Raw genomic sequence first — 21,194 nt, 5'->3', positions numbered from 1 at the left:
CAACTTATGAAGCTCTTCAAGAGCTTGCCTTTCCACAAGCGTTCTAATTATAGCGCTGCCTGTAACAATTTATCACTTACCAGCCATTTGCAAAAGAGGAGTTAAAAATAAATAATCTTAAATCACTAAAATTTGAAGATTATTTAATGCGTAATCACCAGTGTTCATTACATGCGTTTGTAGTACTAGTTTTTATATTTAATTTGTATTATACTTGAGTTAGGTTCCGTATCGGAATTTATTTTTTTTGGAGGAGTTATGAAAATTATTGTAGTGGGTGATGGAAAAGTTGGATTTGCGATTGCGAAACAATTAAACCAGGAAGGTCATGATATTACAGTGGTTGAAAATAAATCGAATGTTCTATCTAGTACCATGAATCAGTTGGATATTGTTGGTGTACAAGGAAATGGTGCAAGTTTAGATACGTTAATGGAAGCTCGTGTATCGTCTTCGGATTTGTTGATTGCGGCTACATCAACGGATGAAGTGAATATCATTTGTTGTTTAATGGCAAAAAAATTAGGTGCTAGACATACCATTGCACGTATACGTAATCCAGAATACAACAATACCGTTCGTTTAATTAAGGATGAATTGGGATTGAGCATGAGCATCAATCCTGAGCAGGCAGCGGCTCGTGAAATTTTGCGTGCCATTCGATTCTCAAATTCAATTAAGGTTTCTTCTTTTGCGAAGGGAAGAATTGAACTTGCAGAAGTGAAGATTACCGAAAATTCACCACTTTCAAACATGCGTATTTGCGACATCAATCGTCGTTTGAAAAGTGAAGTCTTGTTTGTGGCAATTCAACATAATGGCGAGGTTATTATTCCAAATGGTAATACCGTCATCTATGAAAAGGATCGTGTAACACTAACGGGTTCTACAACACAATTAGAAAAATTCTTCATTAAAGTTGGTATTTTAAGTGATCGAACTGTAAATGAGGTGATGATTGTTGGTGGTGGAAGAATCACATATTATTTGACGAGCATGTTGTTAGAACTAGGTATGGATGTAAAGATCATTGAAATCAAAAAAGATAAGTGTATTAGTCTTGTAGAAAAATTCCCACAGGCAACAGTTATTAATGGGGATGGAACGGATCACGAATTATTATTAAGTGAATCTTTGGAAGAAATGGATGCGTTTATTGCACTTACAGATAATGATGAGGAAAATGTTATTATTTCAATGTTTGCCCAAAATCATGGTGTTACGCATGTCTTGCCTAAGGTAAACCGTGTTTCTTTAGGATTCTTATTGGATAAATTAGGCTTAGAAAATTCAATTACACCTAAATTTATTACGGCCAACCAAATTGTGCAGTATGTTCGTGCTATGCAAAATACAGTTGGATCAAATGTTGAATCATTGATCAAACTTGTAGATGACAAACTTGAAGCTTTAGAATTTAGAGTTCGTGATAACTGTCGTTTTATTGATGTGCCAATCAAGGATTTAAATATTCGTAAAGGGATTATCATTGCGTATGTAACACATAAAGGTGTTTCTAAAGTAGCTACTGGTGATACGCGTATTCAATTATCGGATACCGTGATTATTATTAGTAAGGTTGCAGGATTGAGGGATATCAATGATTTACTATCTTAAGCACAATTTACATAAATTAAACTGGGCCATGATCGGTAACGTATTAGGTATGGTTCTTGTTGCACAGGCTTGCCTAATGGTTTTACCTGTGATTGTGGATTTGATTTATCATGAAGGGATATATGATTCCTATTTGATTGTCATTGCGATTTGTCTAGTGTTAGGTTATGTCTTAACAAGAAAAAAGGCTAGAGTTAATTCTTATTTTGCCAAAGATGGTATGATTGCGGTAGGACTTGCATGGATTGTTGTATCTTTCTTTGGTGGTTTACCATTTTATTTATCCAATGAAATTCCTTCTTTTGTAGACTGTTTCTTTGAAGCGGTTTCTGGATTTACTACAACTGGATCTAGTATTTTAACAGAAGTAGAAAATTTAAAGCATGCCACACTTTTCTGGCGTAGCTTTACGCACTGGATTGGTGGTATGGGTATCTTAGTCTTTATTTTGGCTTTACTACCAAAATCAAATGATCGTGATATGCACATTATGCGTGCAGAAGCTCCAGGACCAACAATTGGCAAGCTAGTACCTCGAATGCGTCAATCAGCTATGATTTTGTATACAATGTATATGGGTTTAACAATAATACAGGTGATTTTACTTTTGATTGGTAAAATGCCATTGTTTGATGCGCTTTGTAACACATTTGGTACAGCAGGTACCGGTGGTTTTGCGATTAAAAATACTAGTATTGGTGCCTACAACAATTCGTATTATGAAGTGATTATTACGATTTTTATGATTTTATTTGGTGTCAACTTTAATATGTATTACTTCTTATTAATTAAAGATTTTAAACAAGTCTTTAAAAATGAAGAATTACGTACATATTTAGGTGTGATCTTATTCTCAATTGTTTGCATCACATTAAATATTCTATCTATGTATAATTTTGATGTATTAAAATCCATTCGTCTAGCTAGTTTTCAAGTTGGATCAATTATTACGACTACGGGTTATTCTAGTTGCGACTATAGTATATGGCCACAGTTTAGTAAGATGATTCTATTCTTGTTGACCATTCTTGGGGCGAGTGCTGGATCTACAGGTGGTGGTGTGAAGGTTTCTCGTATGTTGATCATTGTAAAAAAAATCAAGTTGGATATTCAAAAGCTATTACACCCTCAAAAAGTAGAAGCCATCACAATGGATGGAAAAGTAGTAGATACAGAAATCGTAAACCAGATTTTAGCTTATTTTTGTAGCTTTATCATTATTGTTGGAATTTTGTTGTTCTTAGTTTCGTTGAATAACTTAGATTTTGAAACGACAATAAGCTCTGTGATCACATGTATAGGAAATGTGGGTCCAGGATTTGGTTTATGTGGTCCAATGGGAAATTTCTCCATGTTCTCTGATTTTAGTAAGATCGTATTGTCATTTGCGATGTTGATAGGTCGTTTGGAAATTTATCCAATTATTATTTTCTTATCTCCAGTATTGGGATTAAGAAGTGTATCTAAATCATTTCATAAGCGTAATAAAAGAAAAATACAATGAAATACCCATATATTGGGTATTTTTTTAACTTTCAGATGAAGCGCATACACATAAATTGTGAATATGTGATACAGTGAGAATGATAAATGTTAGGGGTTTGTAGGATAGATAATGAAGCAAGATTAAATCCTTTGACCATAAATGAAATATCTCAATGTATGGGTGGATATCATCGATGTTTAATGGATGAGGGCTATCCATTTTTGTATGTGAGCCAAAAGTTTTTAGAGTTTCTTGGCTGGTCAAAAGAAGAGCTAGCTAATCATTTTGATAATAAATTTTTAAATATGATTCACGGGATATACAATCAAAATCAATTTTTCGTATATTAGGTAAGGATGGATATCATTGGATTAGTGATAGTATGGATATAGAAGATCATCATATTCTTCATGAAAATATTGCGGTTATATATGAAAAAGAAAAGAATGATGTTTTATCGAGTCTAACAAAAGATTATACTTCATTAATTATCTGTGATTTAAAAGAGAATACGGTACAAATCATTAAACAAGATGAAAAGGCGTATTCTACAAAGTTGAATCGTCATTGTTATACGGAAAGTATGCATCATTTTTATGATCATTATTTGATTCATGAATCTTGTCCAGAATATATACATATATTGTCTAGGGAACCCTTAATGAAAAGATTAAGAGATAATGGAAATTTTGAATTAAAAGATCAGATTTATCCGAATGAAAATGGGGTGGTAAATATAAGTTTGAAGGCTGTGTTTTTATATGAGGATAAAAATCATTTTAATGTAACGATGGCCTTTCGTCTGTGGATGAAATTATAAAAAAAGAGAAGGTATTAGAACTACAAAGAGAGATCATTGAAGGTTCAGGTAAGGAATATTTTTTTGTATTACTATTGGATTTAGAACAAGGACAAATCTTTTCTTATCGCCAAGTGAGTGTGGATGGAAAGCACAATTCTAATTTTTGTCGTGAGTATGAGAATCGTTGGTGTAAATTTTTGCCAGCCTATGCCACAAAGATGGTGAGTGAAGAAATTATCTTATGATGCACTTTGTACAAACACAAATGATTTTTCAATGACCTATGAATATATGGCAAAGGATGGCATATTATATCATCAAATGCGTGTAGTATATGTAAAGAAAAAGGATCGTACACGAGCAGTAGTGATTGGAACAAGAAATATTGATGATCTAAACAAAAAGGAACATTCTCATTTGGCTTTAAAAGGTAGGCGAGTATTGTTGGCAGAAGATAATGATTTAAATGCCAAATACGGATGGGTATAGTGCTACGCAAATGATTCGTCATTTTAAAAATAAGCAGAAGGCAAGCATTCCTATTTTGGCTATGACGGCTAATGCGTTTGATGAGGATAAAAAAATGGCTTTACAAGTCGGTATGAATGGGCATATTTCAAAGCCAATTGATGCGAAGAGTGTTAAAAAGGCCATAATGTCTATGTTGTTAAAATACGTGTCGTATGACACTTTTTTCTATACAAAATTTATGGTGTGTTGTATTATGAAACCATAGAAAAGAAGGGATGGATGTATTATGAGACTTTTTGATTATATTGAAACTATCGAAATGCCTACGATTGATCATGTTCGAGTTATATATAAGGCTATAAATGTGAAGTATGATGAGCTCATAGACATGGCGGTTGAACCTAATAGTAAAAATTATAAAAAGTGGATGCAGACATTGGATTGTCTGAAGGTATCTGAAAATTTGATTATAGAGTGTATTGGAAATAATAACATTACAGAAATGGAGTGGCTTCGTTTAAAGTGTAGTATTTATAAGTTTCAAGTTAAATATGGCGGTTTGAAGTACATAAACGTGGATGCATAATAAAACAGGATCGATAGGATCCTGTTTTCATTTAGTCTAATTTTTCTTGTACGATTTTTTTAACAACCGGATATGCAATCAAGGCAATTACGATTCCTGCAAGGCCTTGTACAACATTGGCAGGTATTTCACTACAAGCTACGATCCAGCTTCCTTTCAACATATATTTGGCAATGAAATATCCAAATACCATAATGACAGATCCTAGAGTATAGCTTGCGATTTGTTTAGGTTTAGAATAGTTTTTCATAAGTAGAGATACAACGATTGCCTCAATTCCTTTAATGATTAGGGTAAAGAAAAAGTAGTGTCCGTATCCACCGGCAACATCGGCTAAAGCACTTCCTAAGCCTCCAATCAAGAAGCTTTCAAAAGGGTTTAAAAAGCTAGCGAATAATAGGATGAATCCATCTCCTAGATTGAAATATCCATCTAATGCGTTTGGTACTTTGATGAACATGGTTGCGACAAATACTAAGGCCATTCCTAGTCCTGTTAGTATGATTTCATAAGTCTGTTTATTTTTCATAATCATTTCCTTCTTTCTTTCAACTTAATGACTATTATACTTGTTTCTGTATTTAAAAAAATATACAATAATAAAAAATTAATAGGGGACAGTTTATGAAAAAATATGAAGTTATTTATAACACATATAAGGAGTCGATTCTTTCGGGTATTTTGAAATATGGAGATCGCGTTGATTCCATTCGTGAATGTGTAAAGAAGATGCATGTATCGAAAACGACTGTTGAAACGGCTTATAATAAGCTTGTTTTAGATGGATTTATTTCGAGTCAGGAAAAGATTGGATATGTGGTGAGTATGAATTCAGAGCGTATTTTATTGCATCATGAAATCTTGGATTATTCGTCAAATCATAAAGAGAAGGTGTATGACTATGACTTTCGCATTCAGTCTGTGTCGTTTGATTCTTTTGAGACAACGATTTGGAAACGTTATATCAAGAATGTTTTAAATGATAAGAAGTTGATGTCAAGTTATGGTTTAGCTCAAGGTGAATATGGTTTAAGGCAGGCTTTATGCAAATATGTATACCAAAATCGAAATATTCTGTGCTTTCCTGAGCAGATGGTGATTGGTTCAAACTATCAATCGTTGTTATATATCTTTTGTGGAATGTTGGATAAGAATAAGAAGATTGGTTTAAGTACACTTGTGGATGAGCAGGCTAAACAAGTTTTCTTATCGTATGGATTTCATGTGGAGTACTTGCGCCCTGAACATTTTATTGAGGATATTTGCGATAGAGAAGTAGATATTGTATATGTAAATACAACTTGTTTCACAAAAAATCGTCAGTCAATGAGTGAGAGAATTCGAAAGAATCTTATGGATATGAAAAATATCTTGATATTGGAAGATGATTATAATGGTGAATTGGTGTATGCTTCTAAAATCAAGACGAGTTTGTGTTCTAAAAACAAGAATGTAATATATTTTTCTTCCTTTTCTCGTCTTTTACTTCCAAGTCTTCGTATTGGATATATGATTTTAAATGAAGAATATACAAAGAAGTATAGTGCTTCATTTTTTGGTCCTACGGCTAGTAAATTGGAGCAGATTGCGTTTACGCAATATATTGTGGATGGTTATCTTCAAAAGCATTTAAGAAAATTGGTTCGTGAATATAAGGAGAAGCATTTATATTTAAAGAATTTATTAGATCAGTATATTTCTTGTCCTGTTATTTTGGATGAAACGTATATGGCTTATTGGCTGGATTTAGATGTTGATTTGAATCGTTTTAATTCTTTGTGTGAAGCTAATTCCATAGGTTTGAGTTGTTCAAATGAGAGAATTGGTTTATCTTTTGCGTCGATGGATAAAGAATTGATGGCTAGTGGTGTGTTTCGTCTTGCAGAATTGTTGAAAGAGTGTTAAAATTTTATCGATTCGACAGTGAAGAAGATAAGTAGGAAGTAATTTTCTTGTTTAGAGAGAGGGCGTCTTGGTGAAAGCCTTTCATGGATTTATTTTTGAAGCTACTTTGGAGTTGAAACGTAGTCGGCGTTAACGAGTAAATTGAGGGCATTTTCTATTTTGGAAAATGAACTAGGATGGTACCGCGTAATTATACGTTCCTAGAAATAGGAGCGTTTTTTTATTGGAGGAAAGAAAGATGAAACAATTAACAGGTAATCAGATTCGTCAGATGTTCTTGGATTATTTCAAATCCAAAGGACATATGATTGAACCAGGCGCAAGCTTGATCCCTCACAATGATCCAACTTTATTGTGGATTAATGCGGGTGTTGCGGCTTTGAAAAAATATTTTGATGGTAGTGAAAAACCAGCTTCAAATCGTATTGCGAATGCACAGAAATCAATTCGTACAAACGATATTGAAAATGTTGGGCGTACAGCTCGTCACCACACATTCTTTGAAATGTTAGGAAACTTCTCGATTGGAGATTATTTCAAAGATGAAGCTATTCAATTCGCATGGGAATTCTTAACCAGCGAAGAATGGATGGGTATTGATAAGGAAAAATTGTATGTTTCTGTATATACAGATGATGCGCGTGCATATGAAGTATGGACTACAATTTGTGGCGTAGATCCTAGCCATATTTTAAAGACAGATGATAACTTCTGGGAAATTGGGAAGGGACCTGGTGGACCTGACAGTGAAATTTTCTTTGATCGTGGAGAAAAATATGATCCTGAAGGATTAGGAGAAAAATTATTCTTTGATGAAATGGAAAATGATCGTTATGTAGAAGTATGGAATGTCGTATTCTCTCAATATGATTGTGATCCAAGTGTTGATCGTAAAGATTATAAGGAACTTCCTCAAAAGAATATTGATACAGGTATGGGTCTTGAGCGTTTGGTTGCCTTAGTTCAGGATGGAGAAACAAACTTCGATACAGATTTGTTCTTGCCTATTATTCGTGCCACTGAAGCTATGGCTAAACATCCTTATGAAGGTGAATACAAGATGGCATACCGTGTAATTGCTGACCACGTTCGTACAGTAACTTTTGCGTTGAGTGATGGGGCTAACTTCTCAAATAGTGGTCGTGGATATGTACTTCGTCGTGTACTTCGTCGTGCGGTTCGTTATGGTTTAAAATTAGGTTTAGATGAACCATTCTTATATAAATTAGTTCCTGTTGTTGCGGATTTAATGAAGGATTTCTATCCTTACTTACAAGAGCATGTTGAATTCAACCAAAAATTGATTAAGGTTGAAGAAGAAACTTTCAAAAAGACTTTAAAGGTTGGTCAGGCTTTATTGGATGAAGAAATCAGCAAGGCTAAAGATGGTAAGTTGAGTGGTGAAGTTGTCTTTAAATTGTATGATACTTATGGATTCCCATTTGAATTAACACAAGAAATTGCCGAGGAAAGTGGAATTAGTGTAAGTCATGATGATTTTGATGCCCAGATGAACAAACAAAAAGAGCGTGCTCGTAATGCGCGTAATGTAAAGGATTCTTTTGCATCTCAAAATGAAGAGTTGATGAACTTCAACGAGCCAAGTGAATTTATTGGTTATGATCACTTAACTTGTGATGGTAAGATCATTGCGTTATTTAATGCTGAGGGTAAAATGGTTGATTCTTTAGAAGATGAAGGAATGATCATTTTAGATGAAACTTGTTTCTATGCAGAAAGTGGTGGACAGGTTGCCGATAAAGGAACATTTAGTGCGGATGGTGTAGAAGTAGATGTATTGGATGTTCAAAAGACGCGTAATAAACAACATATCCATACAGTTAAAATCAATAGTGGTGTATTAGAAAAGGGTATGTCTTTACATGGTGAAGTGAATGTCAAAGACCGTTTGGCAACTACGGCTAACCATTCTTGTACACACTTGTTGCAGTCTGCTTTAGTTAAAGTATTGGGGGATCATATTCATCAGGCTGGATCTTTTAACTGTCCTGAATACTTGCGTTTTGACTTCAATCATTATGAAAAAGTGACAGCTGAACAATTGGCTGAAGTAGAACGTATTGTCAATGAATATATTAGTGCAGCTTATCCAGTTACTAAAGAAGTAATGCCTATTGAAGAGGCTAAAAAGTCGGGTGCAACTGCATTGTTTGATGAAAAGTATGGAGATACGGTTCGTGTTGTCACAATGGGTGATGTATCTAAGGAATTCTGTGCTGGATGTCATGTAGAAAATACGGCTCAAATTGGTTTATGTAAAATCATTAGTGAGGAAAGTATTGGTTCGGATTCTCGTCGTATTACGGCTAAGACGAAGTTTGCGGCTTATGAAGATTTTGCGCAAGAACACAGTATGTTAGAAAATATTGCGGTGAGTGCTAAACAAAAGGGTATTAAGAATATTGATACTAAGGTTGAGGCTGCTTATAAGACTATGCATGATATGCAAAAGGAAATTGATAACTTGAAAAACCAAATCTTTACATTGAAATCAAAAGAATGGGCTACAGAAGCTAAAGACTTTGGTAAAGTCAATGTATTGATCAAGTCTGTTTCTGGAATGGATGCAGGTGCATTAAAAGATATCGTTTCTAACTTAAAGGCTAATGATGACAAGATGGTTGTCTTCTTTGTGAATACAAATGGGGAAAAGGTTGTCTTTGTGTCTGGTGCAGGTAAAGAGGCTGTTAAGGCTGGCGTACATGCGGGTCAGTTAGTTAAGAAGGCTGCTCAAATTTGTTCTGGTAATGGTGGTGGAAAGCCAGATATGGCTCAAGCCGGTGGTAAGGATGCTTCTAAGGTCAATGAAGCTATCAATGCGATCACAGAAGAATTAAAAAATCTATAAAAATAATTAGGGTATGCCATGTGCATATCCTTTTTTGTTTGTCATAAAATTGACATAACGAAACATACATTTTATAATTTTGTATGTATTGAAAGGGTTTTACGTATGAATAATGAACATTGGTATGTGTTATTGACCATTCGTTCTAAGGAAGAAGAGGTATGTAAATATTTGAATGAGAATGATGGTATTTACGCTTTTAGTCCGAAGATGGAGTTTTATCATAGAGTTTCAAAACAGATTCAACAAAGAGCTTTATTTGGTGGGTATGTATTTGTGGTGAGCAAACTTTCTCAAGTTGAAGTGGATGCGATCTTTAAGAAGTTTCCTTTGCAGAGTGTTTTTATTCATGAATTGAAATATGAAGAGGATATTTCCGCTTTAACGGATCGTTATTTGATTCGTATTGAAATGTTTGATGATAAAAAGGTTCTAAGAATGTCGTATGGTGAATTAGTGAATAAAAAAATTCATGTGACTCAAGGTCCACTAAAGAATATGGATGATTATATTGTGAAGTATGATAAGCATAATCGTTTGGCTACATTGAATTTGAATTTCTTGAATCAAATATGGAAAGTTGGAGTTACGATTCCAGAATAGTATAGATATGTTAAAAACATGTCCATATTTTTTGGTAATCCGCAATCAAATACCAGAATAGACTAATAGTTGGCTTTAATAGATATGGGGTTGATAACACTATGAGTGTTTAAAGGTTATCTCTTTCTCAGAGCTAAATTTGTCTAAGGCATATTCTAAATAAATTAATAAGCAAATTAATTTTTAATGAAAATATTGTTTTAAATGGGTCGCTCTCGCCACTTTTGGAATCAATCGGCCTTTTTTTTAGGGCCAAAATTTGCATTTTTTTAAGAATTGTGTATAGTATGAATTGTTGTTTTATTTTTTTGGCAACAATTGCCTCATATTTTATGAGGGTTAAGGGGAAGATTGGAGGGTGTTTTGAACTTTATAAAAGAAGAAAATTTAGAGAATAGTTTAATTAGAAAAGGATTAGTTTCAGGCTTATTGATGTCCACACTAGCATTAACATTACTAACAACGTCATCAGTAATTGGGGAAGAAAGCAAGGTTTATGCCAAGTCAAATGGCAAAGACTCAAATATCTTAATGCGTGTAGATACAAAAAATGGAACGGAAGAATTAAAAGAAGAATTCGAAAAACAGATTCAAGATATCGAGAAAGAATCTCGCAAGAAACAAGATGAGCCGAAGAGCGTTGAAGAAATGATTATGGAACAACCAGACTTATTGAATGATGTACAGTTCATTCAAAATAATTATAATGTTGTTACACAAATCGTTTATTCGAAGCCATCTTTTTCACAATACATTAGTAATGTGAATGCACTTACTGCCTCTGGCGGTGTTTATTATGGACCAAGTGGTAAAGAAACATACTACAACTTAAATATGTCAGGAGTAATCGACATTATGCGTGGTATGGGAAATAATGATGCATACTGGATCCGTGAAGATGGTGCGAAGATGTTGGGGGATTATGTTATTGTTGCAGCCGATTTGAATAAATATCCTAGGGGTACAATTGTAGATACTTCAATAGGAAAGGGAATCGTCTGTGATACTGGAAGTTTTACGCAAAATTCAGATACTCAATTAGATATTGCGACAGACTGGTAATATATATTCGTAAAAAGTAGAAGTGCTTCTACTTTTTTTGTTTTCCATTAAAAAAAGGCATCCGAAGATGCCAAATTCATTTTTCTTTTGGGTTTATTAATTGTTTTTGTATTTTAGAAACAGGGTTGAATGTTGTAAGTCTTTTTGTGTTTATTGTCATACCACTAATCGTTTGGATAAACCACAAGAAGAATAGGATTACAAGAATAGGTATTACACAAGATGTTACGATCATGATGGCTGTTGCTTCCATGAAATTATTTAATGATTGATTAAACATCTTGGTATATTTTTGAGCTGTTGAGGAAAATTTTTCAGCTACTTTTTCAAAGAAATTTTTATTTTCTTTATCCTTCTTGATTTTCTTCTGGATGTTGTTGGCATTATCAATCGTTTCTTGAATACTTGTTTCATAGGTAGCTTCTATTGCTTTAGATAATTTTACACTACAAGGCACGATTAGACACATAGCTATGGCCATAATGCTAATCTTAATACATACAATCCTTAACCAATCCCATTTTATGACATTGTTGACTAGCCATGCCAAACAGAGTAGGGGAATGATGTATTTAAAGGTAACCATACAAGTGAGTGTCAAAGAGTATTTTTCTAAATAGATAGCTCCTAGAACTAATAAGAATTTTGAACTTAAATCCGCTAAGCCATTCGCAATGGGAGTTCCTGTATCTCCTGGTAAAATGGTAATGGCTGTAGAGATGGCAGCACTCGATGCGGCAAGTGTCATGACTGTATTTCTTTTTTCATCTAAATATTGAATGGATTGTTCATGAAACTTAGGTGTTGATGTTTTTTGTGCAACCATATAGAAGCTTGATAAACCAATAAGAATGGGTAAAAGCCATTTTAAAACAGATTTGTACATAATGAGTATTCCTTTCTACATTTCTAATTTTATCACAAATAATGTATAATTGTTTCAAGGAGGATATGACTATGATTTTAATTATTGTTCTAGTTGTTATTTTAGTTTTGTTGGGGTTGTTCTTTATGTCAAGCTACAACAGACTTGTTCGTCTATCGAATAGAGTAGATGAAGGTTTTTCTACAATGGACGTGTATTTGAAGAAACGTTTTGATTTGATTCCTAACTTAGTAGAAACAGTAAAGGGTTATGCAAAACATGAGGCGGATACATTGAGTTCAGTGATTGCACAAAGAAATATGGCAAAAACATCTAAGGATGTTATGGATAGTGAAAATAAAATCACAAATGCTATCCAAGGTATTTTTGCGGTTGCTGAACAATATCCGGATTTAAAGGCAAATACAAATTTTATGGATCTTCAAAATCAATTGAAGCATGTTGAAGAAGATATTGCCAATGCACGTAAATACTACAATGCATTAGTTCGTGAATATAATGATGTGATTATGAGTGTTCCTACAAATATTGTTGCAGGATTATTCCATTTTGAAAAGAAAACGATGTTTGAAGTGGCCAATGCTTCGGAAAGAGAAAATGTTCAAGTTAAATTTTAAGAAGGTCTTGGCCTTCTTATTCGCATTTATTTTATGCTTTGGATGTATCAATGTATATGCGGATAATGGAGGCTATACGATTGATAATTATGCGGTGAATGCCACATATAATTCGAATAATACAATTGATGTCAAAGAAGTAATCGATGTAAATTTTAGTAGTTATCGCCATGGAATCTATCGTAATATTCCAGAAACGATGTATATTAATCGAGATGAAAAGTATAAGTTAAAAATTCAAGATATCAATGTATTAAATGATGAGTATGAAGTAGATAGTGATTCAGGAAATAGAGTGATTCAAATAGGGAGTGCAGACTATACGATCATTGGCCCTCACACCTATACATTAACTTATAAAATTGTAATTCCAGAAGATTATCATTCAGACTTAGATTTTATCTATTATTCTGTACTAGGAAATAACTGGGATACAACAATTAATCATTTTAGTTTTAATGTGCAATTTGAAAAGGCTTTGACAGAAGATGAGATGTCTAATATTGAAGTTTTTAGTGGAAGTCTAGGAAATCAATCCAATGATTTAAATGTTATGCCTATTATTACGTCTACTTCTATTAGTGGAGATGTTTATAATATTGGAGCTAAACAAGCCATTACTCTTTTTGGTAAATTAAGACAAGGCTATTTTGTGGGTGCCAAACAAACTACTTCAAAGATCCCATTTATCTTTTTGGGTTTAGCTATTTTATTTGGCCTATACAGTTTGATTCGTGCTCTTCTTTTAAAGAAAACGCATATCACACCGATTGTAAATTTCTATCCACCAAAAGATATGGATCCAGCTATGGTTGGAACCATTGTCGATGAATCGGTTGACCAAGAAGATTTAATGGCCTTGATTCCATATTGGGCAAGTAAGGGGTATTTAACCATTTCTGAAAAAGAGGATGATTTGGTTCTTACTAAGCAAGAGAATCATGAACCGCCGATTTTAAAACATCAAAAGAAAATTTATAATGGATTGTTTAAAACTAAAAATAGTGTGAAATTATCAAAACTATCAAGTAAGTTTGGTAAGGCTATAGATGATGCCAAAGAAGCTTTGAATAATGAATTTAGTGCTGATAAAAAACTTTCTACTATTGATCATGGCTTTGTGACAACCATTCTTGCCTTGATTTGTATGATTGTATGTATCTTATTTAATACAAGATATAGTATCCTTGATAATTTGATTGAAACCATTTTAGCAACATTTAGCTTTGTGCTTATGATGGTCTTAAATTATTCTGCAGCTGCAATAAATGTATTTAACAAGAGTAAACTTGGTGTATTAAAGAAAATTTTGAGTATTGCGTTTATTTTAATTCTTGCATACTTTATATACCGACAATGTGATTCGATTCTAAGTCTTGTTCCATTTGAATTTATGATGATAGGCATTGTGGTTGTTTCACTACCAATTCTTTTGGTTTCTAAATTTAATGTGGTAAGTAACTACTTCAAAAGTGTAGCTCCTGAGTTATTAGGCTTTAAAGACTTTGTTGAAAAGGCAGAAGTTCCACAATTGGAAAAACTATCTATGGAAAATCCATCCTACTACTATGATGTCATTCCATATGCGATGGTCTTTGGATTATCTGAGATGTGGACAAAGAAATTTAGTACGATTCCTTTGGCACAACCAGATTGGTATGATTCTTATTATTCAGATCCATATACTTCTTATTTCTATTATCGAATGCTTACAAGAAGTATGTATGAACCGATTCATGAGAATTTATTGGATTATCAAACAGAACAAATGAAAAGTACAGCCGATAGCATGGGCTCTAGCTTTGGTGGCTTTTCTGGTGGAGGCGCCGGTGGCGGAGGCGGCGGAAGCTGGTAAGAGATGAATATTTGGGTGATGAGCCCGCGTAACTTGGTAGGTGTTGTGCACCTACCTTTTCGTATTCAATATAAAAAGAAATGGGTAGGCGTACAGGCCTACCTTCAGTATACGGGGGTTTCACCCTAATACATGTTCATTATCATAAAATAAGCATTTAGTTTAATTCTTTTTGAATATTTAAGATAATCTAAAGAAGTTTAAAAAGAAAAAGACGCATAATTCTTATACTTTAAATGGTTCTCTTTCACTAGAAATTGTACGATCCATTGCAAACTTAATTTTGATAAACATGTTTGGGTGGCAGTTGAGATAATGTCTTTGAAAAAAGTGTTCAATTCGTACTAGCATCGTATACGTCGTAAGTTTTAGGTGTAAATTTGCGAAAGGATTGTTAATTTTAGAATAACTTCGGATTCTACACATGAAAGTTCCAACAAAAACAACGTAAGTGTAAGGTGAATATTTAAGATTTTAGAGTGTAATCTAAAGAGGTTTAAAAAGAAAAAGACAGATAATTCTTATACTATAAGTGTTTTCTGTCTTTTAATTTAATGACATTACTTTTCATATATTGTTCTAGAATAAGTTTCTTCATTTTTTCTTCGTTCTCTTATTCTTTTGATTTGATAAGTTGCTTTCACTTCTAATGAATGGCGAGCTTTTCTTAAGCTTCTTGCATGCAGATTGGAGTCAATAAATGCAACGGCAGAATCTTTAGTGTCATTTCTTAAGGCTAAAGGAAAATTTCTTGTTTGAGTATACAAAACATCGACTAAAAGTACATCATTAATGTTTCCGTAGATCATTTCATCAATTTCTTCGATAATATTTAACTTGCCTTTAATGCTATTCCAGTCTTTCTTTTGATTATCATTAATGTTTTGTTTTGTGATTATTCCATTTATACAGTTTTTGTAAAAATCATTGGAACTTAAGAAAGAAGAGATTCCAGTTAAATGTTTAAAATCATCTTTATTAAATTGTATTTCGAACACTTGATTGTCTTCGGTGGTAAGTTCAAAATAATGTCCGACCAATCGACTGTATTTTCTGGCTCCAACAACACATGAATTTATAATTCTTTGTTTTCTCGTATCACTAACTCTCATATATATTTTAACTCCAAAAAAATGGATACAACATTTGTATCCATTTTTGTCTTCACTTAAACTGGTTTCATTCTGACTGCGCAGACTCGTTGTAAAAACAACAATTGGCTGGGTCTGTCAGGCAACCCATGACCTACGACTTTACTGGTTGTCGCCACCCTCGCTGTAATAACAGCACTAGGCTGAGCTTTTTGGACGGCTCAATATCCACAGTTTTTTAAGATGCCAGTTACATCTAAAGACATCACTGCCTTCACTTTTATTGTACCAATTTTAAAAAAATAAGCAACAACAAATGTAGATTATATAAATGCTTAAAATTTCAGGGGGTTCATCAACTTGAATATTTCTTTTCTTTGTTTAGTATACATAGTGATTATTTTGCTTGAAAAAAAAGACTTGGAATTATCCAAGCCTTATTGAGCATTCATCTTTTGACGATATAAGTTACGACGATCTAAAGCTGTTAAACCTTTTTTACGGATACGAATTGCATCTGGCGTAACTTCTACTAATTCATCATCGTTGATCCATTCTAATGCTTCTTCTAGTGAGAAGATTTTTGGTGGAGTTAATAACATAGCTTCATCACGACCACTTGAACGGATAGCAGTTAATTTCTTGTTCTTTAATGGGTTTACATCTAAGTCGATGTTTTTAGAGCTTTGACCAATGATCATACCTTCATAAACTGGTGTTTGTGGAGAAATGAATAACTGACCACGTTCTTGAAGGTTCCACAATGCATAAGTCATTGCTTCACCAGTTTCAGTTGAAATCATAGCACCTTCCATACGTTGTGCGATTTCTCCTTTATATGGTTCATAACCACTGATACGACGAACTAATGTACCTTCACCGTGTGTATCATTGATAAATTCAGATCTAAAACCTAATAGTCCACGAGTCGGTGCTGTATACACGATTTTAACATATCCATTTTCTTCAGACATGTCTTGCATAACACCCTTACGAAGATTTAATTTGTTGATGATGGTTCCTGAATATTCTTCTGGAGCTAAACATACAACTTCTTCGATTGGTTCTACTTTATGTCCATTTTCATCTTTGTGTAGGATAACCTCTGGCTTAGAAACAGCTAGTTCATAACCTTCACGACGCATATTTTCAATTAATACGGAAATATGTAATTCACCACGACCACTAACTTTGAAACAATCAGCTGAATCGGTTGGTTCAACCTTTAATCCAACGTTTACTTCTAGTTCTTTTTCAAGTCTTTCTTTTAAGTTACGACTTGTCACGTACTTACCACTCTGTCCTGCAAATGGACTTGAGTTAACATGGAAGTTCATAGATAGAGTTGGCTCTTCAATTTCAATGTGTTCCATTGGTTCAATGTGATCGGCTGTACAGATTGTATCACCAATACTGATATCTGGCATACCCGCAATAACAACGATATCTCCTGAATGTGCTTCTTGAACACTTGTTCTAGACAATCCTTTGTATACGAATAATTTTGATAAGCTTTCTTTGGCATTCAATCCAGATTGGTTACAACGAATATATTGTTGTCCTTGTTTTAAAACACCTGAATATAAACGTCCAATTCCTAAACGACCAATGTATTCATCGTATGCCAAGGCAGATACTTGCATTTGAAGAGGTTCTTCATCCATATCTGGATATACATCACAATGTTTTAAGATTGTGTCGAATAATGGGTCGATGTTGTCGCTTGGAGTTTTAAGATCGTATTGAACACGTCCTTCTCTAGCTACACCATAAAGGATAGGGAAGTCTAATTGTTCGTCGTTCGCATTTAAGTCTAAGAATAATTCATAAACTTCATCGACAACTTCTTCAGCTCTTTGGTCTTTCTTATCAATCTTGTTGATCAATAGAATTGGTTTTAATCCAATTTCCAAAGCTTTTGATAATACGAAACGAGTTTGAGGCATTGGACCTTCACTAGCATCGACTAATAAGATAACTGTATCTACGGTACGGATAATACGTTCAACTTCACTTGAGAAGTCGGCGTGGCCTGGCGTATCTACAATATTAATTTTTACACCGTTATGAATAACGGAACAGTTTTTAGAATAAATCGTAATTCCACGTTCACGTTCTAGATCGTTTGAGTCCATGATACAGTTAACAACTTCTTCGTTGTCACGGAAAACATCACTTTGTCTTAAAAACGCATCAACTAACGTACTTTTACCGGCATCAACGTGGGCGATAACGGCAATGTTAAGAATTTTTTCTTTATTGGACATACTGTCACTCACTTTCCTGTCAAAAACAGTACAATTATAAAGCAAGAAACCTTAAAACTCAATAAAATGTGCTATAATAAAACAAAAATTTTCTGAAAGGGGTAACACCATGCAAGTACAATATATAAAAGAGTATTCAAATTGTTTGGATCGTGAAATGGAATATAAAATCTATGGTCAAGGCGGTAAGTTGTGTTTGGCTATTCCAAGTCAAAATGGACGTTTCTTTGAATGGGAAGATCGAGGCATGATTCATGAAGTTTCTAAATGGATCGAAGCCAATCAATTGACGATCGTAACGTGTGATACTTTGGATTTAGAAACATGGTCCTATCCTTATAATACAAAGGTTCGTATGTTGAAACATGAATTATGGTTTGAATATATTTTGACTGAACTTATTCCTAGTGTTCAAGAAAAAATGAATATTCATGAAAAGTGGATGGTAACTGGAGCAAGTCTAGGGGCAACGCATGCCGCAAATTTGATTTTCCGGTTTCCTAAACAATTCGATACCTTATTAGCCCTATCTGGTATTTATGATACAGAATTATTCTATGGCGATTATCATGATGAAAATACATATCATAATAATCCATGTGCCTACATGAAAAATATGTCTTTAGATCATCCCTATATGGAATTGTATAAACAATCTAAATTGATTTTCTGTGTTGGACAAGGTGATTGGGAACAAGAATGTGTTGAATCCTTAAGACAATTCAGCACCATTTTATATGATCAACACATCGAGACTTGGTGTGATTTTTGGGGCTATGATGTCTATCATGACTGGCCTTGGTGGAAGGTACAACTACAGTATTTTATGGAGCAAATATTTAAGGAGTCGTAAGTATGATAAATAAAGTAAAAACAATTAAAAATGAATTGATTTCACAAATGAACATGAAAGTTAAAGGAAATATTTATCATTGGACTCAAATTAATTTTGCGTTTAATTCCAACAAAATAGAGGGTTCGAGACTATCGAAGGATCAAACAGAACAAATATTTGAAACAAATAATATGTTTATTGAACCTAAGGATAAAGAATTAGTTCCTTTAGATGATGCACTAGAAGCACGAAATCATTTTCGGTTGTTTGATTATATGTTAAAAACTGTGGATGAACCTCTGTCAAAAGAAATGATGATTCAAATGAATATGATTTTGAAAAGGGGTACGTCTTATGAGGATAATCCAGCATATAATGTAGGTGGTTTTAAAGTAAGAGAAAATGGGATTGGGCTGATAAATCCTTTTAAAACGACAAAACCAGCGGATGTTGAAACAGAAATAGATGTTTTGTTGGAAAAGTTTCAAAATAAAGGGATTTTATCGTTTGAAGATATTGTAGAATTTCATGTTTGTTTTGAAAGAATACATCCGTTTGGAGATGGAAATGGACGCACTGGACGGATGATTATGTTTAAACAATGTCTACAGAATAATCGGACTCCATTTGTACTATTAGATCGTGATCGGGCGTTTTATCTTCGTGGCTTAAAAGAATGGGATTTTGAAAGAAATTATTTAATTGATACTCTTTTAACGCAACAAGATATTTATGCATCTCTTTGCGAACAATTTGATATATTTAAAGATTTCGGTCAAAAAGAGTTGTCAAAAAATAAGATTGTTGACGAAAATGAACAATATGTTTTGTTTGAAATAGATGAAGGAATGTATCAACTTGTAGCGGATGATCAAGTCATTGGGGAAACAGAAAAGAACAATATTTGTGATGCATTAGAGTCAATCAAAAGCCAAAAAGTCAAATTAGAGTTTTAAAGGAGTAGCGTGTAACTACTCCTTTTGTGTTAGATGACTGTATGTTCAAGCCACTTATTTGATTTAAAACGGGCTAAGAATATGAATGAGCGAATTGTCCAATCGGCCCCCATACCAATCCATACAGCTAAAGGTCCCATGCGAAAAGTATGAACTAAAAAGATGGTAACTACAACTCGACAAATCCACATAGATAAAGTGGATGTGATCATACTGAATTTCACATCGCCAGCAGCTCTTAGGCCATAGCCTGGTAAGAATGAGGGTGTCCAGAAAATCATTTTATAAGCGAAGACAATGCGTGTTAGCCAAATCGCTAGTTTCGCGCTTTCTGCTTCCATTCCAGCAAGACTTGTGATTTGTTTGATTGGAAAGAGAATCATTGCACAACATATAAAGCAGGCTATCCATGCATATTTTGTGAGTAAAATTGTATAGTGTCTAGCTTGTTCGTATTCTTTTGCACCTACACATTTTCCAACAACTGTCATCATACCAAGGCCTATACCAATGCTTGCTTGACAGGCAAAGCTTTCTAGCATGGCCACCATGGCTTGTGCGGCAATAGCCGTTGTTCCCATTGTAGATACAGTGGATTGAATGACGAGTTTTCCAAATTGAAACATCCCGTTTTCAATGCCGGTTGGAATACCTATTTTTAATATTTTTGTGATTGTTTCAATTTCTGGACGGATACTTAAATAGGAATCAATATATAAATCTTGTTTGGGCTGTTTTAAAAGGAGCAGGATAATAAGTGCACTGATGATTCTAGAAAGAAGTGTAGACAAGGCAGCTCCTGAAACACCTAAACTTAGAGTAAATATGAAAAAGATATTTCCGAGTATATTTAGAATGTTAGAGCCAAACGCAATGGCCATGGGAAGTCTTGAATTTTGGCTAGTTCGAAAGCTTGCAGCACCCGCATTATATAGAGCGATGAAGGGATAGGATAAAGCTGTGATATATAGGTAGCTCAATGAATTGTCCATTACACTTTTTTCTACGGATCCAAAAATTAACGTAAGTAATGGTTTTCTGAATAGAATGCAGGGAATTGTAATTAATATAGAAATAAGAGTCACGGAAAAAATCAATTGTTTCAAGGCTTGGTTGGCCTTTTCTTTTTGGTTGGATCCTAAGTATTGGGCGCAGATAATGGCGCCTCCAGTTGCCATGGCGGCAAATATATTGATGATCAAAATGTTTAATGAATCGACAAGGGAAACAGCCAATGTCATTAAGTTAAGTTAACGGGATAGTGGCAGTGATAAATTCTTATTAAG

General features: G+C 33.8%; 21 protein-coding genes and 1 other annotated feature. Of the genes, 16 read left to right on the top strand and 5 right to left on the bottom strand.

What is annotated here, in order from left to right:
• Window positions 1–258 precede the first annotated feature (258 nt).
• The 8 genes from trkA to Q3907_RS04825 all read left to right on the top strand — a co-directional run bounded on the left by trkA (window position 259) and on the right by Q3907_RS04825 (window position 4,962).
• On the top strand, window positions 259–1,617 hold the full coding sequence (trkA, locus tag Q3907_RS04860; RefSeq protein ID WP_301897511.1) for a Trk system potassium transporter TrkA: 1,359 nt from the start codon (window positions 259–261) through the stop codon (window positions 1,615–1,617).
• Window positions 1,601–3,121: a TrkH family potassium uptake protein gene (locus Q3907_RS04855; protein WP_301897510.1), complete on the top strand. Its 1,521-nt coding sequence runs from the start codon at window positions 1,601–1,603 to the stop codon at window positions 3,119–3,121. The genes trkA and Q3907_RS04855 overlap by 17 nt, the downstream gene beginning before the upstream one ends.
• An 86-nt stretch (window positions 3,122–3,207) precedes the next feature.
• Window positions 3,208–3,453: a hypothetical protein gene (locus tag Q3907_RS04850; protein ID WP_301897509.1), complete on the top strand. Its 246-nt coding sequence runs from the start codon at window positions 3,208–3,210 to the stop codon at window positions 3,451–3,453.
• A 32-nt stretch (window positions 3,454–3,485) separates the two neighbouring features.
• Window positions 3,486–3,923: a hypothetical protein gene (locus Q3907_RS04845; RefSeq protein WP_301897508.1), complete on the top strand. Its 438-nt coding sequence runs from the start codon at window positions 3,486–3,488 to the stop codon at window positions 3,921–3,923.
• Window positions 3,908–4,150: a hypothetical protein gene (locus Q3907_RS04840; RefSeq protein ID WP_301897507.1), complete on the top strand. Its 243-nt coding sequence runs from the start codon at window positions 3,908–3,910 to the stop codon at window positions 4,148–4,150. Before Q3907_RS04845 ends, Q3907_RS04840 begins: the two co-directional genes overlap by 16 nt.
• Complete coding sequence (locus tag Q3907_RS04835) at window positions 4,131–4,394, top strand: hypothetical protein (RefSeq protein WP_295757795.1); 264 nt, start codon at window positions 4,131–4,133, stop codon at window positions 4,392–4,394. Before Q3907_RS04840 ends, Q3907_RS04835 begins: the two co-directional genes overlap by 20 nt.
• The gene (locus Q3907_RS04830; protein ID WP_301897506.1) at window positions 4,372–4,641 is read left to right on the top strand and encodes a response regulator; all 270 of its coding nucleotides are present in this window, start codon (window positions 4,372–4,374) and stop codon (window positions 4,639–4,641) included. The genes Q3907_RS04835 and Q3907_RS04830 overlap by 23 nt, the downstream gene beginning before the upstream one ends.
• Window positions 4,642–4,662: 21 nt before the next feature.
• Window positions 4,663–4,962, top strand: a complete 300-nt coding sequence (locus Q3907_RS04825; RefSeq protein WP_295562177.1) for a hypothetical protein — start codon at window positions 4,663–4,665, stop codon at window positions 4,960–4,962.
• Between the two features lie 31 nt (window positions 4,963–4,993).
• Here the strand turns inward: Q3907_RS04825 and Q3907_RS04820 are convergent, their stop codons facing one another.
• Complete coding sequence (locus tag Q3907_RS04820) at window positions 4,994–5,491, bottom strand: ECF transporter S component (protein WP_367881494.1); 498 nt, start codon at window positions 5,489–5,491, stop codon at window positions 4,994–4,996.
• Between the two features lie 95 nt (window positions 5,492–5,586).
• Here Q3907_RS04820 and Q3907_RS04815 point away from each other — a divergent pair, with 95 nt between their 5' ends.
• The 4 genes from Q3907_RS04815 (at window position 5,587) to Q3907_RS04800 (ending at window position 11,401) form a co-directional block, all read left to right on the top strand.
• Complete coding sequence (locus Q3907_RS04815; protein ID WP_301897504.1) at window positions 5,587–6,867, top strand: PLP-dependent aminotransferase family protein; 1,281 nt, start codon at window positions 5,587–5,589, stop codon at window positions 6,865–6,867.
• 9 nt (window positions 6,868–6,876) lie between these two features.
• Window positions 6,877–7,072: a binding site (T-box leader), on the top strand.
• A 33-nt stretch (window positions 7,073–7,105) separates the two neighbouring features.
• Entirely contained in the window at window positions 7,106–9,736 is a 2,631-nt protein-coding gene (alaS, locus tag Q3907_RS04810; protein ID WP_301897503.1) for an alanine--tRNA ligase, read from the top strand.
• 105 nt (window positions 9,737–9,841) lie between these two features.
• The gene (locus Q3907_RS04805; protein ID WP_301897502.1) at window positions 9,842–10,339 is read left to right on the top strand and encodes a transcription termination/antitermination NusG family protein; all 498 of its coding nucleotides are present in this window, start codon (window positions 9,842–9,844) and stop codon (window positions 10,337–10,339) included.
• 363 nt (window positions 10,340–10,702) lie between these two features.
• Entirely contained in the window at window positions 10,703–11,401 is a 699-nt protein-coding gene (locus Q3907_RS04800) for a hypothetical protein (RefSeq protein WP_301897501.1), read from the top strand.
• A 76-nt stretch (window positions 11,402–11,477) separates the two neighbouring features.
• On the opposite strand, the gene Q3907_RS04795 is transcribed toward Q3907_RS04800, so the two are convergent.
• Window positions 11,478–12,287, bottom strand: coding sequence for a hypothetical protein (locus tag Q3907_RS04795; RefSeq protein WP_301897500.1), 810 nt, complete (start codon window positions 12,285–12,287; stop codon window positions 11,478–11,480).
• Window positions 12,288–12,358: 71 nt separating this feature from the next.
• Between Q3907_RS04795 and Q3907_RS04790 the strand changes: the two genes are divergently transcribed.
• Both Q3907_RS04790 and Q3907_RS04785 read left to right on the top strand, forming a co-directional pair.
• Window positions 12,359–12,904, top strand: a complete 546-nt coding sequence (locus Q3907_RS04790; protein ID WP_301897499.1) for a LemA family protein — start codon at window positions 12,359–12,361, stop codon at window positions 12,902–12,904.
• Window positions 12,885–14,759: a DUF2207 domain-containing protein gene (locus Q3907_RS04785; RefSeq protein ID WP_301897498.1), complete on the top strand. Its 1,875-nt coding sequence runs from the start codon at window positions 12,885–12,887 to the stop codon at window positions 14,757–14,759. Before Q3907_RS04790 ends, Q3907_RS04785 begins: the two co-directional genes overlap by 20 nt.
• A gap of 560 nt (window positions 14,760–15,319) precedes the next feature.
• Here Q3907_RS04785 and Q3907_RS04780 read toward each other — a convergent pair.
• Together Q3907_RS04780 and typA are read right to left on the bottom strand one after the other, a co-directional pair.
• Entirely contained in the window at window positions 15,320–15,871 is a 552-nt protein-coding gene (locus Q3907_RS04780; RefSeq protein WP_295644586.1) for a PBECR4 domain-containing protein, read from the bottom strand.
• 416 nt (window positions 15,872–16,287) lie between these two features.
• Window positions 16,288–18,117: a translational GTPase TypA gene (gene typA, locus Q3907_RS04775; protein WP_003865225.1), complete on the bottom strand. Its 1,830-nt coding sequence runs from the start codon at window positions 18,115–18,117 to the stop codon at window positions 16,288–16,290.
• A 109-nt stretch (window positions 18,118–18,226) separates the two neighbouring features.
• Here typA and Q3907_RS04770 point away from each other — a divergent pair, with 109 nt between their 5' ends.
• Both Q3907_RS04770 and Q3907_RS04765 read left to right on the top strand, forming a co-directional pair.
• On the top strand, window positions 18,227–18,970 hold the full coding sequence (locus Q3907_RS04770) for an esterase family protein (protein ID WP_301897497.1): 744 nt from the start codon (window positions 18,227–18,229) through the stop codon (window positions 18,968–18,970).
• Window positions 18,971–18,972: 2 nt separating this feature from the next.
• The gene (locus tag Q3907_RS04765) at window positions 18,973–19,908 is read left to right on the top strand and encodes a Fic family protein (RefSeq protein WP_295644580.1); all 936 of its coding nucleotides are present in this window, start codon (window positions 18,973–18,975) and stop codon (window positions 19,906–19,908) included.
• A gap of 29 nt (window positions 19,909–19,937) precedes the next feature.
• Here Q3907_RS04765 and Q3907_RS04760 read toward each other — a convergent pair whose 3' ends face one another.
• Window positions 19,938–21,149 carry an MATE family efflux transporter gene (locus tag Q3907_RS04760; RefSeq protein WP_301897496.1) on the bottom strand — a complete coding sequence of 404 codons (1,212 nt, stop codon included), beginning with the start codon at window positions 21,147–21,149 and terminating at the stop codon, window positions 19,938–19,940.
• Window positions 21,150–21,194 lie beyond the last annotated feature (45 nt).

This window comes from uncultured Holdemanella sp. (genome assembly GCF_958348295.1).
GTDB lineage: Bacteria > Bacillota_I > Bacilli_A > Erysipelotrichales > Erysipelotrichaceae > Holdemanella.
The sequence above is the reverse complement of the archived record's forward strand: the minus strand, read 5'-3'. Positions and strand labels throughout refer to the sequence as shown.